Below are 15680 nucleotides of genomic sequence, written 5' to 3'. Positions count from 1 at the left end.
TTTTTGTATCTTTAAACTAAAGTTAAGGTATGGGATTACAAGAGCTTGTTTTTGAAGACAATTATAAAAAGTGCGGGGTCAGTGTATTCTCTCATGAAAACCTCGAAACCGTCAACAAAATAAAGTCTCAACCCTATATAAAAATACTTTTTGTTCCTGCAGATTACGAAATTACCGTAGATTTTAATCATTACAAAACAGAAGCTCCTACTCTATTTTTTCTTACCTATCAATATTTTGATATTAAAAATGGAAACTCTGACGCTGCATCTCTTCTCTATTACAACAGAGATTTTTACTGTATTCAGATTCATGATAAAGAAGTCGCCTGTGACGGTTTGCTTTTTCATAATATTTTTGAAATTCCAAAAGTTGACCTTGATGATTCTGAAACAATTATTATTAAAAACTTATTTCAAAACATCAACGAAGAACTTGAATGGAAAGAATCTTCCAGCGAAGAAATGATAAGAACCTATTTAAAACAGATCATCATCCGCGCCACCAGAAAATGGAAGAAGCAAAACCTCGACAATGACACCGTAAAAATTCCGAGTAATGAATTGGATGTTTTCCGAGATTTCAGCAGGTATCTGGAAATTCATTACAGAGAAAAGCACAATGTTGCAGATTATGCAGAAATGCTTCATATCGCTCCGAAAACATTAACCCATAAATTTAAAAGCTTAAACCTAGATTCGCCCAATCAGTTTATCATCAACAGAATTTTACTGGAAGCTAAAAGACTATTATTTTACACTGATAAACCTGTCAAGGAGATTGCATATGATTTGGGCTATGAAGATCCGGCTTATTTCAACCGACTTTTTACGAATAAAATTGGAAATACTCCTGTAAATTTCAAGAAAAATTACACTTCGGGAAAAAAGTACAATAGTTAAGTCTTTTTATCTATTTATTTAAACTTATAACCGACATATCTTTGTATCATAAAAAACAAATAACATTAAATAAAACAAAACATTATGAAACGTAACGCAACAGCCGTTTGGAACGGTAACATTAAAGAAGGAAAAGGACACTTGACAACTCAAAGCACAACGCTGAACGAAACTCAATATTCTTTCAACAGCCGTTTTGCAGACGGAGTAGGAACAAATCCAGAAGAATTATTGGCAGCAGCTCACGCAGGATGCTTTACCATGAAATTAAGCGCAGAACTTTCTCAAGCTGGTTTTACTCCTGAAGAATTGACTACAAGATCAGTAATTACTTTAGATCCAAACATCGGAAAAATTACAAAATCTGAATTGACGTTGACTGCAAAAGTTCCCGGACTTTCAGAAGAAGATTTTCAAAAATATGCTAAAATTGCAGAGGAAGGATGCCCTGTAAGTGCAGCTTTTAATTTTGAGATTACTTTGAATGCTACTTTGGCTTAAAAAGCCGCAAGAAGCATTTACCAAAAGTAAAACACCATTTTTGTCATTCTGAAAGAATCTATGCTTTCTCTGTAGATATAGAATTGTAAAAATCCTTGTTTAGATTCTACGGAATGACAAAGCGGATGCATAGAAAGTATTAAATAAATAATTAAATCTGAGCTTATTCAACAGTTCAGATTTAATTTTGAAATAAAATATACCAATCGGTATATTTTTGTATCTTTGTACCCTATTTTCATTAAAAGAAATGTCAAAAGCAGAAAAGACAAAACAATTTATTATCGAAAAAACGGCATCTTTGTTTAACACCAAAGGGTATACTTCTACGTCGCTTTCTGACATAACGGAAGCTACAGGATTAACGAAAGGAAGCATCTACGGGAATTTTGAAAATAAAGATGAAGTTGCTCTTGAAGTTTATAAATACAATTCAGGTATATTGGGGAAAAGTATGTCGCGGTCTCTTGGTGAAGAATTTTCAACAACCATAGATAAACTCAATGCATTTGTTAATTTCTATCGAAAAAACTGGAAAATTGTTTTTGAAACTGGTGGTTGTCCATTGATGAATGCTGCAACCGAAGCCGACGACAAATTTCCTACTTTAAAAAAAAGGGTAACAGAATCTTTCGAAGGCTGGATAAAAAATATATCAGAAGTCATTATTCAAGGTCAAAAAAATGGTGAAATTCATGAAAATATTAATGCTGATGAATTCGGATCGTTATTTATTATGCTTGTTGAGGGCGGAATTTTGCTTTCCAAAACAACAGGCGACGAGAAATATCTCAATCTAGCTTTAGACAGAATATTATTAATTATTGATAAAGAACTAAAACACCTTCCATCATAAAAATTCATCAATATGGAAACAAAAAAAGTGGCAATTGTAGGATCCAACAGAATCCCTTTTGCCAGAATGAATACCGCTTACACAGACAAAGGAAATCAGGATTTATTGCTTTCCGCTCTGGATGGCGTGATCAATCGTTACAACCTTAAAGGAAAACTTCTCGGTGAAGTTGCCGGAGGCGCGACGATCAAACACATTTCTGAAAGTAATCTCATCAGAGAAACCGTTATGAACACTTCACTAGATCCTGCAACCCCTGCATGTGACCTTCAACAAGCTTGTGACACAGGAATTGAAGCAGCAGTGTACATCGCAAACAAAATCGCTTTAGGTCAGATCGAAAGCGGAATTGCCTGCGGTGTTGAAGCCATGAGCAATATTCCTTTTGAATCTTCACCAAGATTAAGAAAAGCTTTATTAAAGGCCAACAAAGAAAAATCAGCTTTTGGAAAATTAAAACAATTGTTAAGTCCAAAACTGAAAGACTGGATGCCGATTCCTTACAAAGGTCAGGAACCGAAAACAGGCTTGGTAATGGGTGGTCACACAGAAATTACCGCAAAATATTATCAAATTTCCCGTGAAGATCAGGATGAATTAGCTTTTAAAAGTCACCAAAATATGGCAAAAGCATATGATGAAGGATTTTTTGATGATATGATCACTCCGGCTTTTGGTTTAGATAAGGATAATAATCTTCGCCGAGACACAAGTTTAGAAAAATTAGCTTCATTAAAACCCGCTTTTGATAAACAAAACGGAACGCTAACAGCCGGAAATTCAACTCCATTTACCGATGGAGCATCTGCGGTTTTATTAGCGAGTGAAGAATGGGCAAAAGCAAATAATCTACCCATTTTAGCTTATATCACTTTTTCAGAAGTCGCAGGAATTGAATATGTTGAAAATAAACAAAACCTATTGCTAGCTCCTGTTTTTGCAACAGACAGAATGCTTAAAAAGGCAGGAATGAGTTTGGAGGATTTTGATTATTATGAAATTCATGAAGCTTTTGCAGCACAGGTTTTAGCAACATTAAAAATCTGGGAAAATGATGATCTGGCCAAGAAATTCGGATTAGAAAAAGCATTAGGAAAAATCGATCGAAATAAATTAAACGTAAAAGGCGGAAGTCTTGCTGTAGCTCACCCTTTTGCCGCTACCGGCGGAAGAATCATTGGAACTTTAGCGAAATTACTCAATGAAAAAGGAAGCGGCAAAGGATTTATTTCAATCTGCGCCGCACGCGGACAAGGCGTAACGATGATCTTAGAAAAATAAAAGTATGGATAGATTAGAACAACTAAAACAATTCATCGGAAAGGAATTTACACAATCTCCTTCTCCTTTTATGAAATGGCTCAACCCCACCGTTCTTTCTGTAGAGGAAGGACAGTTGGAGTTTCAATATACAGTAAGACCCGAATGGCTGAATCCGATAGGAAATCTTCATGGTGGAGTTACCGCAGCAATTGTTGATGACATTATCGGAGCCACGATGTTTTCCTTAAACGAAAATTCTTTTATCACAACCATCAATAATGTCATAGATTATTTCTCCACAGCAAAAGAAAATGATAATATTGTAGCCGAAACGAAAATCATTAAAAGAGGTAAGCAATTTGTAAATGCACAATGCGAAATATGGAACGCAGACAAGACGCGTTTAATTGCAAGAGGAACCTCTAATCTATTTAAAATCAATAACTAATATGAAAAGAGTTGTCATTACAGGACTAGGTGCAGTTACACCTTTGGGGAATAATGTCGAAGATTTTTGGCAAAACAGTATTAATGGTGTCAGTGGGGCCAACTTAATTACCCATTTCGATACAGAAAAATTTAAAGTACATGTTGCTTGTGAGGTTAAAAATTTTGATCCAAAAGCACATTTAACTCATCAGGAAATTAAAAGAAGTGATTTATTTTCACAATATGCCATGTATTCTAGTGCAGAAGCGCTTAAAGATTCAGGGCTGGAATTAGAAAATATGGATCCGTTTGACACGGGCGTTATCTGGGGAACAGGACAAGGCGGAATGTGGACTTTCGAAAGTGAAGTGATGGAATTCACAAAAGGCGACGGAACGCCAAGGTTTAATCCGTTTTTCGTTCCGAAATTCATTGCCAACATGGCATCAGGAATGATTTCTATGAAATTTGGCCTTCAGGGTATCAATTATACGACCATTTCAGCCTGTGCTACAGGAAATACAGCGATAATGGATGCTTTTAATTATATCAGATTAGGAAAAGCGAAGGTAATCGTTAGTGGTGGTTCCGAAGCAGCCATTACTCCGGCTTCTGTGGGAGGTTTCTCTATCATGAAAGCAATGTCTACCAGAAATGATGATTTTGCAACCGCAAGCCGTCCTTATGACGCCAACAGAGATGGCTTCGTCATGGGTGAAGGTGCAGGAGCGTTAATTCTTGAAGAATATGAGCACGCCAAAGCAAGAGGTGCAAAAATCTACGCAGAATTAGTCGGAGCAGCAATGACGGCCGATGCGTATCACATGACAGCACCTCATCCTGATGGTGTTGGAGCAATTAAAGCGATGCAACTGGCGCTTAATGAAGCAGGAGCGAATATAGAAGATATTGATTATTTAAATCCTCACGCAACTTCTACTCCAATGGGAGATTTGGTTGAATTAAAAGGTATTAATAAATTATTCAAAGGAAGCAAAAACCTGGACATCAGCGCTACGAAATCGATGACAGGGCACTTATTGGGAGCAGCCGGCGCAGCGGAAGCGATTCTTTCTATCAAAGCTATTCAACATGGAATTATCCCACCAACGATCAATCTTCATAATATTGATGAGAATATCCCGAAAGAGGTGAATATTATTTTCGGTGAAGCTAAAGAAAAGGATATTACATTCGCTTTAAGCAATGCTTTTGGTTTCGGAGGACATAATGCTACTTTGGTTTTTAAGAAGTTTACTTCGTAAAATTCTCTCGCAGATTAAAGATAATGGTTTAGATTCTTCCTTCGTCAGAATGACAGATATGTTGGAAAATTTTAACCAAAATAAAAAAGCAGTCAAATTTTGACTGCTTTTTGCATTATAATATTAATTCAGATAAAATTAATTCGAAATAATCCTCTACTTCGGATCCGGAATAAAAAAGCTTTCAGCATTTTCAGCAATTGGAATGTAAAGCCTCTCCCATTTTTCGCCTTCTTCTATCTCCCAACTGTGTCCTTTTCCTTCTACATCTTCCGCCAAGAGTATAATTCCGGGTTCTATAAGAAATGTTGAACCATCACTTACCTTAAATCTTACTTTTCCTTTCAAAGTCACTACATATTGCCTTCTTGGAGCCGGATGATCAGCCTTTTCCCATTCTTCAGTTTTATTGCTTATCCAAAAAGTGGTTGTATTCATAGGTTTTAAAACAGGAATTTTCCCATTTTCAAACGTACTTTCCCCATCAGGATTATTCATTAATCTTACTGCAAAAACAAATTCCGAAGCATCAATCATCTTAAACTGATGCTTTTAACCATTCCGATTTTGAAAGATAATTCTGATCGGGATAATAAATGAAAAGGCAATTTCTTCCTTTTATTGTATTAATGATCGGTTGTGTCAAATCTCTTGGAACAGCTGGGCATCCCCAACTTCTTCCGATCCTTTTGTGTGTTGCCGCAAAATCTTCACTTACATAATCTGCTCCGTGCATTACGATGGCTCTTTTGTAAGCTGCATCATTAAAGCCTTTATCCATTCCAAGCAATCTTAAAGAATACCCGTTGTCTCCGTTATAAGTAGCATCTGTGATATAAAATCCTAAGCTGCTTTGAAGCGAACTGTTGGTGTTCGAAAAGTTGGTGGCAAATTCTTCACCCGTATTTTTCCCGTGAGCTACAAGTGAATTAAATAAAACCTTCTTCTCCTCTGTATCAATCACCCAAAGTCTTTTCGTGTTAGAAGACATAGAAAAATCGCATACCGTTAATAAGTGAGCATCCTGATTAAGCAAACCAGCTTTCTTTAAATTCTCAAAACCTGTTAAAGCTTTAAAGAAAACTTCTTCGTTAAGTTCGTGCCCCGCTTCAAATGTAATTGATTTGTACAATGCTTCTGATGAAGATACTGTAGTGATTTTTTCAGTTTTAGTGTCGTTTAATTTTTCAATTTTTGTACTGATTTCATTCTTTACTACCGCTTCTTTTGGAGACAGATAAAATGAAGTCGTAACCATGTAAACAATACCTAATACGCTATAAAATCCTTTCATTCAATATTATGTTAAATTCAAATTAGTAGACAAATTTATAAAAACATAATTACCAAGCAGTTAAAAATGAAAGAAGTTTAACTCAATTTAAGAAACTTTAACTTCCTGATTTCGTGAATTAAAGGCTTTATTTTTGTGAATCCGGAACAAATTCCAGGCTTACGGAATTCATGCAATAACGCAGTCCTGTAGGCTTTGGACCATCATCAAAAACGTGACCCAAATGCGAGTCACATCTCTTGCAAAGCACCTCTACTCTTTCCATTCCGTATGCGTTGTCTTTTTTATAATATACGCCTTCTTTATCTGCTTCAAAGAAACTTGGCCATCCGCAACTGCTCGAAAATTTTGAAGTAGAACGGAATAAATGGTTTCCGCAAACGGCGCAATAATACTCTCCCATTTCGTCAAATTCATTATATTTTCCGGTAAAAGCTCTTTCTGTTGCGGCTTCTCTGGCGATGGCGTATAAATCCGGAGCGAGGATCTTTTTCCATTCGTCATTAGAAATATCAAGTTTTGTAGTATCTGTTCTTGAGTAATATGGATTGTTTTTTGCTTCTGTATTTTCCATAGGAGTTTTTTTGATAGGTTGATGATTCTGCGAACATGATTGCAGAAAAATGATTAATATAATTGAAATTAAAAATTTCATAACCAAATTTAGTAAATTTGAGAATATGAATGATGAAGCAAAAAGAAAACAGTTAAGAAAATATAAAGCATTTGCCACAGGACTCTTTGTGTTGATGGCCATTGTCTTTATTATTACCACTATATTACAAAAATCAAATGATTCTCATTGGATAGGCTATGTCCGTGCTTTTTCTGAAGCAGCAATGGTTGGTGCGTTGGCAGATTGGTTTGCGGTGACCGCTTTATTCCGCCATCCGCTTGGTTTGCCTATTCCACATACCAATTTGATTGAAAACAGTAAGCAAAAACTGGGTGATAATTTGGGAAGTTTTGTGGTTTCTAATTTCTTATCACCTCAAAATATACGTCCTTATATTCAAAAATTAAAAGTTTCCAATTTTGTCGGAGAATGGCTTAATAAGGAGAAAAACCAGGAAGTTTTAATTAAAAATCTTTCGGATATTGTTTTGGACATTCTCAATAAATTAGATGATTCTACCGTAAGCAGTTTCATCAGTAAAAAGGTTTCTGAAATGACAGATGATATTAAACTGAACAAGATCATCGGAAACGGAATCAATTATCTTTTAGACAAAAACGATCATCAAAGAATTATCACTAACCTATCAAAACAGATTAAAGATTATATCATTGAAAATGATGAAATGATCCAGAAACGCGTAAAAGAAGGAAGTTATTCTTTTATTCCGTCTTTTGTTGACAATAAAATTGCAGATAAGATTGCAAGCGGACTTGCAGACTTTTTCAAAGAAGTGGAGGAAGATCCTGAACATGATATCAGAGCTTTGATCACAAAAAAGATCTATGAATTTTCTACAGACTTAAAAGAAGATCCGAAATGGGAAGATGAATTTAAAGACATTAAAAATAATTTTCTTAAAAATGATAAACTGGATGAATATTCTAATGACATCTGGTCTTCTATTAAAAAAACGTTGGTAAAAGAACTTCAGGATGACGGATCTTCATTAAAAAACTACCTTTCTAAAAACCTGAATGAATTTTCGCAAAATTTAAAAACTGACGAAAATCTTCAAAATAAGATCGATCACTGGGTTCGTGTCACCGCTTACAAATACATTCTTAAAAACACCCACCAATTCGGAGACCTCATCAGTTCAACCGTTGGTAACTGGAAAGGTAAAGAATTAAGTGAAAAACTGGAATTAGAAGTTGGAAAAGACCTCCAATTTATTCGTGTCAACGGAACATTGGTCGGCGGACTCGTAGGCTTGATCATCTATACGATCTCACACTTCTTCCTCTGAAAAAATTAAACTAATGATAACCAAACCATGAAAAAACTTTTAACGCTCTTATTTTCTTTAAGCTTACCATTATTTCTCTGTCAGAAAGTTGAATTAAAAAAAGTAACAGATTCATCTCAGGTTTTCAAGGGAGAAATTGCGGGAGTTCCTGTCACGATGCAACTTTATTTTGCAGGAATTGCGGACTGCAGTCTCTATCAATATTTTGTGGACGGATGGTATTATTACGATAAATATCAAAAGAAAATTGCTTTAACAGGCATTTACGATTATGGAAAATTGTCTTTGTATAATTTTGGAACCAGGCAAAAGCAGAATTCTAAAAGTTTCAGAGATCAAATTACTTCTCCCCAAAAAGTAGAAAAAACTACAGAAATCGCAGAAAATTTACAACCTAAAGAATCTATTCTTTTTGAGCAAAAAGATAAAGAAAATCCTATTTTGGGTAATTTTTATTTGAATGAAAAAATTCAGCCTGCAAAATTATTCACCGGTAATACTATGATTTATCGGTATAATAATTACCTGATTTTGCCTAATAACAAAAAGATCAACACATTTGATTTTATTAACAAACATGGCGGAAATCAATTAATATCTTACGCTTCCGGAGTAAACGGGAATCGTGTTTTGTTATATTTTGAAGAATCATCAAATTTCAATGCATGTGGAAGATGTGGCGCAAGTGAAGGCGAGAAAGGTTACCGAGTTTTGTACTTTACAAAAGATTGGAATTACAAAAACTACGAAGAATTTCTCACAGAAAGCTGTCTTGAAAACATGTATGACACCAAAGAAACAAAATCCAAAGACCGAAAAATGTTAACTTTTACAATAAACAAAACGGAATCTACATCAGCTTATACTTTTACGGTTGATATAAAAAATGCATCTGTTAGAAAGTCAAAATAAAAAAGAGAGCTTTAAAAACTCTCTTTTAATTTATCTCGGCAATCTGCTTGCTCTTTTTAAAATTTCTTTGTTGATTTCGTTGATCAATTCCGGACCTTCGTAAATAAATCCTGTGTATAATTGAATTAAAGTCGCTCCTGCATCTAATTTTTCGATCGCATCTTTTGCAGAGTGAATTCCGCCAACGCCGATGATTGGGAATGCTCTGTTGCTTTTTTCGGAAAGATATTTGATCATTTTTGTGCTTCTCTCACGAATAGGTTTTCCGCTCAAACCGCCATTTCCTATTTGTTCTAACACTTCAGGCGAAGTTTTCAGTCCTTCTCTGTTTACCGATGTGTTGGAAACTACAATTCCGTCGATTTTTGTTTCTGCAATCAATTCTATAATTTCATCAAGCTGCTGATTGTTCAAATCCGGAGCAATTTTCAGTAATACCGGCTTCTGTACAGATTTTGACTGGTTAATTTTTTTAACTTCTGTGATTAGCTCTCGTAAATATTCTACATCTTCCAGTTTTGCATGACTTCCAACATTCGGACAGCTTACATTCAGTACAAAATAATCTACGTGAGGATGAAGACCTTCAAAACAATCAAGATAATCCTGTGTGTAATTTTCCGGGCTTGTATTTGTATTTTTTCCGATGTTTCCACCGATGATGATTTTTCCTTTGTTGCCTTTCAGTTTTTCAATCGCTGCTTCTAAACCATCGTTGTTGAAACCCATTCTATTGATGATTCCACCATCTTCTATCAGACGAAATAATCTTTTCTTAGGGTTTCCGACTTGCGCTCTTGGGGTTACTGTTCCGATTTCTACAAATCCAAAACCTAGATCTCCCAATTCGTTAAACAACACTGCATTTTTATCAAATCCGGCTGCCAATCCTACTGGATTTTTAAATTTCAATCCGAAAACTTCTCTTTCCAGACGTTTATCTTCAATAGGTTTAGGGAAAAATAATTTAGTGAGAAACCCGAAATTCTTTAGCATCGAAAAAGTAAAGTGATGAACTTCTTCAGGATCAAATTTGAAAAGAATCGGACGAATAAGCGATTTGTACATTGAAAAAAAGTTTTACAAAAATACTCATTTTAAAATTAATGGTTGATTAACGTATGATATTTTATGTAAAAATGTTTTATAACTATCATCTATAAAATGTAAAATCAGTGAGATAATTTTTTGACACGAAGTTTTTATTTTAAATTTTAAGGAGCTTTTTCCCGCTTTCCATTACAATCTTTTTTTGTAAAAAAGGATTTTCATTTCAATCGGGGCTAGGGTCACAGTCGTTTATTTCAACATTGTGAATAACAACAAATTTTGTCATTCCGCAGGAATCTAGACTCAAATTTTTCATCTGATTTTCTAATACTATGCTTAGATCCTTCCAGGATGACAAACTTTTGGGTAACAAAAATGTAAAAACTACGAATACGCACTCAAATCAAACTTCAGAATATCTCCTATTCTTTTGAATTCATCATCTATAGTGGCATTTACCATAATTCTTTCGTTAGAAATAGGATGATTAAATATCAATTGATGGGCGTGAAGCGTCATTTTTGTGATTTCAAATGTTTGAAGCCACAATTTATTCTGTTTATTGCATCCATGTTTTCGACAGCCTAAAATCGGATGTAAAATATGCTTAAAATGTTTTCTCAACTGATGAAATCTTCCCGTTTCAGGAATGGCTTCTACTAAACAATATCTTGAAGTCTGATGTTTTAAAAAAGGCAAATCTATTTCCGAAGTCTGTAAACGTCGATAATAGGTAACTGCGTTTTGCCTGACTTCATTTTCATTAATTAAATCATAATCGATGGTTTCTTCTTCTTTTGCCCAGCCACGAAGAATTGCGATGTATTTCTTTTCGACTTCTCGTGATGCAAACTGATCACTCATCATTCTCAATGTATCTTTATCTAGAGTGAACAACAAAACACCAGAAGTTTTTCGGTCTAAACGATGCACAGGATAAACTTTTTGTCCAATCTGGTTTCTTAATTCCTGAATAGCATAAGTATCGGCTTCTCCTGCATAAAAAGATTTATGAACCAATAATCCGCTGGGTTTGTTGATGGCAATAAGATGTTCGTCGCGATAAAGAATTTCTAACATGGGACAAAAGTAGAAATTTTCGACTGATTTTAGCCCTGATTGAACGGCATGTTTGAGCTCATTTTTTGTAGTTTCGGGGCGGCGGCGGAGCCGCCGCCCCGAAACTACAAAAAATAGCGAGTAGAGAAAGCAGGTTCCCGGCTCCTGAAAAACTTCTTACCCAATTTTTAATAAAACCTTCATCAAATTTCTTTACATTCGTAAAACAGGAAGTTTACAAATTATGATAGACTATTTTAGCTTTTTCAAATCACTGATAATCATCTCTATCATTGCAGGTGCCCTTACCTTAGCCTCTACAGATCCTAAAAAACACCGAACAATAAGAATATTATTATTGATTATTGCCGGTATTTTGTTGATTGCCGGTTTGGGCGGATACTTTTTAATGTCTATATCCAATGTAGGTTCTTACCGATATTAATATTTTCCCAATAAAAAACATTATTTTTGCACTTCAGACGTTAAAAAAATTATGGCAAAGCAAGAAGATGTTTTCAAGAAAGTGATTTCTCACGCTAAAGAATATGGTTTTATTTTCCCTTCTAGTGAGATCTACGACGGTTTATCCGCAGTTTATGATTATGGACAAAACGGTGCCGAACTAAAAAATAATATCAAGCAATATTGGTGGAAAGCGATGGTACAGCTTAACGAAAATATTGTGGGTATCGATTCGGCGATCCTTATGCACCCAACAACTTGGAAGGCATCGGGCCACGTAGACGCTTTCAACGATCCATTGATTGATAATAAAGATTCTAAAAAACGTTTCAGAGCAGACGTTTTGGTGGAAGATTACTGTTTGAAAATTGAAGATAAAGAGAACAAAGAAATCGAAAAAGCAGCGAAAAGATTCGGTGATTCTTTCAATAAGGCTCAATTTGAAGCTACAAATCCAAAAGTTTTGGAATACAGAGCAAAAAGAGAGGCTATTCTTTCAAGATTGGCAAAATCATTGGAAAATGAAGATCTTGCTGATGTAAAAGCTTTAATTGAAGAGCTTGAAATTGCTGATCCTGACACCGGTTCTAAAAACTGGACTGAGGTAAGACAGTTCAACCTGATGTTCGGAACTAAATTAGGGGCTTCTGCAGATTCTGCGATGGATCTTTATTTAAGACCAGAAACAGCTCAGGGTATCTTCGTTAATTTCTTAAACGTACAAAAAACTTCACGTCACAGACTTCCTTTTGGTATCGCTCAAATCGGAAAAGCATTTAGAAATGAGATCGTTGCAAGACAATTCATCTTCAGAATGCGTGAATTCGAACAAATGGAAATGCAATTCTTTGTTGCTCCCGGAACTGAACTTGAATTCTACGAAAAGTGGAAGCAAAAACGTCTAAACTGGCACTTAGCTTTAGGGTTAGGAAATGATAATTACAGATTCCATGATCATGAGAAATTGGCTCACTATGCGAATGCTGCGGCTGATATCGAATTTAATTTCCCATTCGGATTTAAAGAATTGGAAGGTATTCACTCAAGAACAGATTTCGACTTAAAAGCTCATGAAAAACATTCAGGAAGAAAACTACAGTTCTTCGATCCTGAAAGAAATGAAAACTATGTTCCTTATGTTGTTGAAACTTCTGTAGGTTTAGACAGATTATTCCTATCCATATTCTCAACTTGCCTAAAAGACGAAGTATTGGAGGATGGCTCAGAAAGAACTGTTCTATCTCTACCTCCGGCTTTAGCTCCAATTAAGGCAGCTATTCTTCCATTAATGAAGAAAGACGGTTTGGCAGAATATGCAGAAAATATCTTCAACGATTTAAAATACGATTTCAACCTATTCTATGAAGAAAAAGACGCGATCGGAAAACGTTACAGAAGACAGGATGCGATCGGAACCCCTTACTGTATCACTGTAGACCACGATTCTCTAACAGATCACACAGTAACGATAAGAGACAGAGATACGATGCAGCAGGAAAGAGTTCCGGTATCAGAACTAAGACGAATTATCGACGAGAAAACGAATTTTAGAAATTTACTTTCAAAAATATAAATGGAAAGCCTTGAGAAATCAGGGCTTTTTTATTTTTATACCACATTCACTAATTATCTCATAGAAATTATTATTTTTGGCGAAATTTTTTAACACTCTAAATAATAACTATGAAAAAATTAATTATTTCGTCTTTGGCATTATTTGCCCTGGCAAGTTGTAGCTCTTCGGTTGATATTGTAGAAGAAAACCAACCAATTGATCCAACAACCATCCTTCCAACAAAATTTACCGAAATTACTCAGGATAACCAAACCTATGTGGTTAATTTTAAATATGACGGAACAAAATTAGTAGAAACAAACGATGCCGGTACCAATGAAAAAACAGTGTATACTTACAGTGGAGACAATATCGTAAAAACTGAGGATTTTGAGGGTACTGCGATAGTTTACACAAGAGAATTCACTTACACCAACGGAAGAGTTACTGCTGAAAAAATAACAAACAAACATTCTGGAGGAACGTTGGTTTATACAAAAAACTTCCAGTATCTAAGTGATAATCATGTGAAATACAATGAATACACATCGTCTACATACAATCCTGCAACCGGAGTACATACAGATATAAAATCTACTCAGTATGATGTTTACATTTCCAATAATGGTAATCTTATTACTGGAACATCCAACTATGAAGGACATATAAGAAACTACACCTACACTTATGACGGGCAAAATAATCCAACTAAAAATATAAAAGGATTTTTAAAGATAAATCTTCTGTTATCACCTGAGGGAGACGTTGCCAGCAACAATCTTTTAAAAGTAAGTAGTATTTATAGTGGTCCAACCAACGGGCAAACTAGTAATACATCAGTGCACACTTATAATAGTAACAATTTCCCTACAAAAACGGTTACAACTTATACAAGCACACTATTTCCTACAAATTCGCACACATTCCTTACCGAGTATAATAAGTAAGCTATTACTTTTTTTAAATACAGCCTTGATTTTTTCAAGGCTTTTTTATTTTCTTATCAATTTTATTTTAAATTTGTTTAAGACCAATTCACAATGAAAGCACTAAAATATATCATTGGCGGAGCAGCCATTACAGTAGCTGCAGCCTATATTTTCGGATATGATTACTTATTCAGCGGGATTTCCAAAACGTATCTGAAAGGAAAAACGAGTGCTAATATTGATGATGGAAAACTCTTCCCGAGAAATACGATTGCTTCAGAAGAACCCAAGCTTTGGGAAGAAGATTCGGAATACAATAAAAAAGAGTTACCCGAAAATATCGTTCAAGATTTAAAACAATCCCACACCGCAGCATTTGTAGTCATTAAACATGGGAAAATTCTTCACGAGCAGTATTGGGACGGATACGATCAGCTATCAAAAACCAATTCTTTTTCGATGGCCAAAGCTGTAACGGTGATGCTTTTAGGGAAAGCTTTAGAAGAAGGAAAGATCAAGAATATCGATGATAAATTTTCAGATTTCTATGAAGAGTTTAAAACCAAAGAATTTGGAAATAACGTCACCCTAAAAAACCTGGCTCAGATGGAAGCGGGGCTTGATTGGGATGAGGATTATGCCAATCCTTTTCGTCCAAATGCTAAAGCGTACTACGGAAGAAGTCTCGCCAAAGCGGTTTTTTCTAGAAGATTTAAAGAAGAACCTGGAGAAAGATATGAGTATCAAAGCGGATCGACTCAATTGTTAGGTTTTGCAATTAGAAAAGCTATTGATCAGTCTTTATCAAGTTATTTATCCGAAAAATTCTGGATCCCTCTTGGAATGGAACAAAATGCCGAATGGAGCGTTGACGACAGCGGAATGGAGAAAACCTATTGCTGTATTCATTCCAATGCGAGAGATTTTGCAAAATTGGGGCAGTTATTTTTGGATGACGGGAAGATTGGGGATGTTCAGTTATTAAATTTAGATTTTATTAATTTAATGAGAACTCCAACTGAAAAATCTAAAGAAATTTACGGAATGGGACTTTGGATTAATCATGACAATCCTATTAAACATTATTATTTCTTAGGACTTCAAGGTCAATACATTATTATGGTTCCTGAACATGATATGGTGATCGTAAGAACGGGAAGCTTCAACAATAATCCGAAAAATGACAGAGGAAGACCAGATCAGGCGAAATTTCTTGTGAATGAAACTGTAAAATTATTTCAGACAATATAACTTAAACACTTCTAAAACTAAAAT

Annotated in this window: 17 protein-coding genes; 12 read left to right on the top strand and 5 right to left on the bottom strand. The window is 35.1% G+C overall.

From position 1 onward, the window contains the following. The first annotated feature begins 29 nt into the window (after positions 1–29). From EG348_RS07995 to fabF, 6 genes are all read left to right on the top strand, one after another. Positions 30–902 carry a helix-turn-helix domain-containing protein gene (locus EG348_RS07995; protein WP_123982281.1) on the top strand — a complete coding sequence of 291 codons (873 nt, stop codon included), beginning with the start codon at positions 30–32 and terminating at the stop codon, positions 900–902. Positions 903–986: 84 nt separating this feature from the next. Continuing rightward, the gene (locus EG348_RS07990; RefSeq protein WP_123982279.1) at positions 987–1403 is read left to right on the top strand and encodes an OsmC family protein; all 417 of its coding nucleotides are present in this window, start codon (positions 987–989) and stop codon (positions 1401–1403) included. 250 nt (positions 1404–1653) lie between these two features. Next, entirely contained in the window at positions 1654–2259 is a 606-nt protein-coding gene (locus tag EG348_RS07985; protein WP_123982277.1) for a TetR/AcrR family transcriptional regulator, read from the top strand. 12 nt (positions 2260–2271) lie between these two features. After that, positions 2272–3540 carry an acetyl-CoA C-acetyltransferase gene (locus tag EG348_RS07980; protein ID WP_123982275.1) on the top strand — a complete coding sequence of 423 codons (1269 nt, stop codon included), beginning with the start codon at positions 2272–2274 and terminating at the stop codon, positions 3538–3540. A gap of 4 nt (positions 3541–3544) precedes the next feature. Then, on the top strand, positions 3545–3970 hold the full coding sequence (locus EG348_RS07975) for a PaaI family thioesterase (RefSeq protein ID WP_123982273.1): 426 nt from the start codon (positions 3545–3547) through the stop codon (positions 3968–3970). 1 nt (position 3971) lies between these two features. Next, positions 3972–5216, top strand: coding sequence for a beta-ketoacyl-ACP synthase II (fabF, locus tag EG348_RS07970; RefSeq protein WP_123982271.1), 1245 nt, complete (start codon positions 3972–3974; stop codon positions 5214–5216). A gap of 156 nt (positions 5217–5372) precedes the next feature. Here fabF and EG348_RS07965 read toward each other — a convergent pair whose 3' ends face one another. From EG348_RS07965 to msrB, 3 genes are all read right to left on the bottom strand, one after another. After that, on the bottom strand, positions 5373–5753 hold the full coding sequence (locus tag EG348_RS07965) for a hypothetical protein (protein WP_123982269.1): 381 nt from the start codon (positions 5751–5753) through the stop codon (positions 5373–5375). A gap of 1 nt (position 5754) precedes the next feature. Beyond that, positions 5755–6510, bottom strand: a complete 756-nt coding sequence (locus EG348_RS07960) for a murein L,D-transpeptidase catalytic domain family protein (protein WP_123982267.1) — start codon at positions 6508–6510, stop codon at positions 5755–5757. 127 nt (positions 6511–6637) lie between these two features. Continuing rightward, complete coding sequence (gene msrB, locus EG348_RS07955; protein WP_228414846.1) at positions 6638–7084, bottom strand: peptide-methionine (R)-S-oxide reductase MsrB; 447 nt, start codon at positions 7082–7084, stop codon at positions 6638–6640. A gap of 106 nt (positions 7085–7190) precedes the next feature. On the opposite strand from msrB, the gene EG348_RS07950 reads away from it, so the two are divergent. Further along, entirely contained in the window at positions 7191–8435 is a 1245-nt protein-coding gene (locus EG348_RS07950) for a DUF445 domain-containing protein (RefSeq protein WP_123982263.1), read from the top strand. A 27-nt stretch (positions 8436–8462) separates the two neighbouring features. Beyond that, complete coding sequence (locus EG348_RS07945) at positions 8463–9347, top strand: hypothetical protein (protein WP_123982261.1); 885 nt, start codon at positions 8463–8465, stop codon at positions 9345–9347. Between the two features lie 30 nt (positions 9348–9377). Here EG348_RS07945 and EG348_RS07940 read toward each other — a convergent pair whose 3' ends face one another. Beyond that, entirely contained in the window at positions 9378–10415 is a 1038-nt protein-coding gene (locus EG348_RS07940; protein WP_123982259.1) for a quinone-dependent dihydroorotate dehydrogenase, read from the bottom strand. A 366-nt stretch (positions 10416–10781) separates the two neighbouring features. Next, on the bottom strand, positions 10782–11477 hold the full coding sequence (locus tag EG348_RS07935; RefSeq protein WP_123982257.1) for a pseudouridine synthase: 696 nt from the start codon (positions 11475–11477) through the stop codon (positions 10782–10784). Positions 11478–11700: 223 nt separating this feature from the next. Here EG348_RS07935 and EG348_RS07930 point away from each other — a divergent pair, with 223 nt between their 5' ends. From EG348_RS07930 to EG348_RS07915, 4 genes are all read left to right on the top strand, one after another. Continuing rightward, positions 11701–11901 carry a hypothetical protein gene (locus EG348_RS07930; protein ID WP_123982255.1) on the top strand — a complete coding sequence of 67 codons (201 nt, stop codon included), beginning with the start codon at positions 11701–11703 and terminating at the stop codon, positions 11899–11901. Between the two features lie 51 nt (positions 11902–11952). Beyond that, complete coding sequence (locus tag EG348_RS07925; RefSeq protein WP_123982253.1) at positions 11953–13494, top strand: glycine--tRNA ligase; 1542 nt, start codon at positions 11953–11955, stop codon at positions 13492–13494. 110 nt (positions 13495–13604) lie between these two features. Further along, positions 13605–14423 (top strand): hypothetical protein, encoded by an 819-nt coding sequence (locus EG348_RS07920; RefSeq protein ID WP_123982252.1) that lies wholly within the window; start codon positions 13605–13607, stop codon positions 14421–14423. A gap of 93 nt (positions 14424–14516) precedes the next feature. Next, positions 14517–15656, top strand: coding sequence for a serine hydrolase domain-containing protein (locus EG348_RS07915; protein ID WP_123982250.1), 1140 nt, complete (start codon positions 14517–14519; stop codon positions 15654–15656). The last annotated feature ends 24 nt before the right edge of the window (positions 15657–15680 follow it).

Origin of the sequence: Chryseobacterium sp. G0201 (genome assembly GCF_003815655.1) — a bacterium.
Taxonomy (GTDB): domain Bacteria; phylum Bacteroidota; class Bacteroidia; order Flavobacteriales; family Weeksellaceae; genus Chryseobacterium.
The sequence above is the reverse complement of the archived record's forward strand: the minus strand, read 5'-3'. Positions and strand labels throughout refer to the sequence as shown.

Coding starts and splice junctions, on each gene's coding strand:
- EG348_RS07995 (WP_123982281.1), top strand. CDS start 30: ATGGGATTACAAGAGCTTGTTTTTGAAGACAATTATAAAAAGTGCGGG.
- EG348_RS07990 (WP_123982279.1), top strand. CDS start 987: ATGAAACGTAACGCAACAGCCGTTTGGAACGGTAACATTAAAGAAGGA.
- EG348_RS07985 (WP_123982277.1), top strand. CDS start 1,654: ATGTCAAAAGCAGAAAAGACAAAACAATTTATTATCGAAAAAACGGCA.
- EG348_RS07980 (WP_123982275.1), top strand. CDS start 2,272: ATGGAAACAAAAAAAGTGGCAATTGTAGGATCCAACAGAATCCCTTTT.
- EG348_RS07975 (WP_123982273.1), top strand. CDS start 3,545: ATGGATAGATTAGAACAACTAAAACAATTCATCGGAAAGGAATTTACA.
- fabF (WP_123982271.1), top strand. CDS start 3,972: ATGAAAAGAGTTGTCATTACAGGACTAGGTGCAGTTACACCTTTGGGG.
- EG348_RS07965 (WP_123982269.1), bottom strand. CDS start 5,753: ATGATTGATGCTTCGGAATTTGTTTTTGCAGTAAGATTAATGAATAAT.
- EG348_RS07960 (WP_123982267.1), bottom strand. CDS start 6,510: ATGAAAGGATTTTATAGCGTATTAGGTATTGTTTACATGGTTACGACT.
- msrB (WP_228414846.1), bottom strand. CDS start 7,084: ATGGAAAATACAGAAGCAAAAAACAATCCATATTACTCAAGAACAGAT.
- EG348_RS07950 (WP_123982263.1), top strand. CDS start 7,191: ATGAATGATGAAGCAAAAAGAAAACAGTTAAGAAAATATAAAGCATTT.
- EG348_RS07945 (WP_123982261.1), top strand. CDS start 8,463: ATGAAAAAACTTTTAACGCTCTTATTTTCTTTAAGCTTACCATTATTT.
- EG348_RS07940 (WP_123982259.1), bottom strand. CDS start 10,415: ATGTACAAATCGCTTATTCGTCCGATTCTTTTCAAATTTGATCCTGAA.
- EG348_RS07935 (WP_123982257.1), bottom strand. CDS start 11,477: ATGTTAGAAATTCTTTATCGCGACGAACATCTTATTGCCATCAACAAA.
- EG348_RS07930 (WP_123982255.1), top strand. CDS start 11,701: ATGATAGACTATTTTAGCTTTTTCAAATCACTGATAATCATCTCTATC.
- EG348_RS07925 (WP_123982253.1), top strand. CDS start 11,953: ATGGCAAAGCAAGAAGATGTTTTCAAGAAAGTGATTTCTCACGCTAAA.
- EG348_RS07920 (WP_123982252.1), top strand. CDS start 13,605: ATGAAAAAATTAATTATTTCGTCTTTGGCATTATTTGCCCTGGCAAGT.
- EG348_RS07915 (WP_123982250.1), top strand. CDS start 14,517: ATGAAAGCACTAAAATATATCATTGGCGGAGCAGCCATTACAGTAGCT.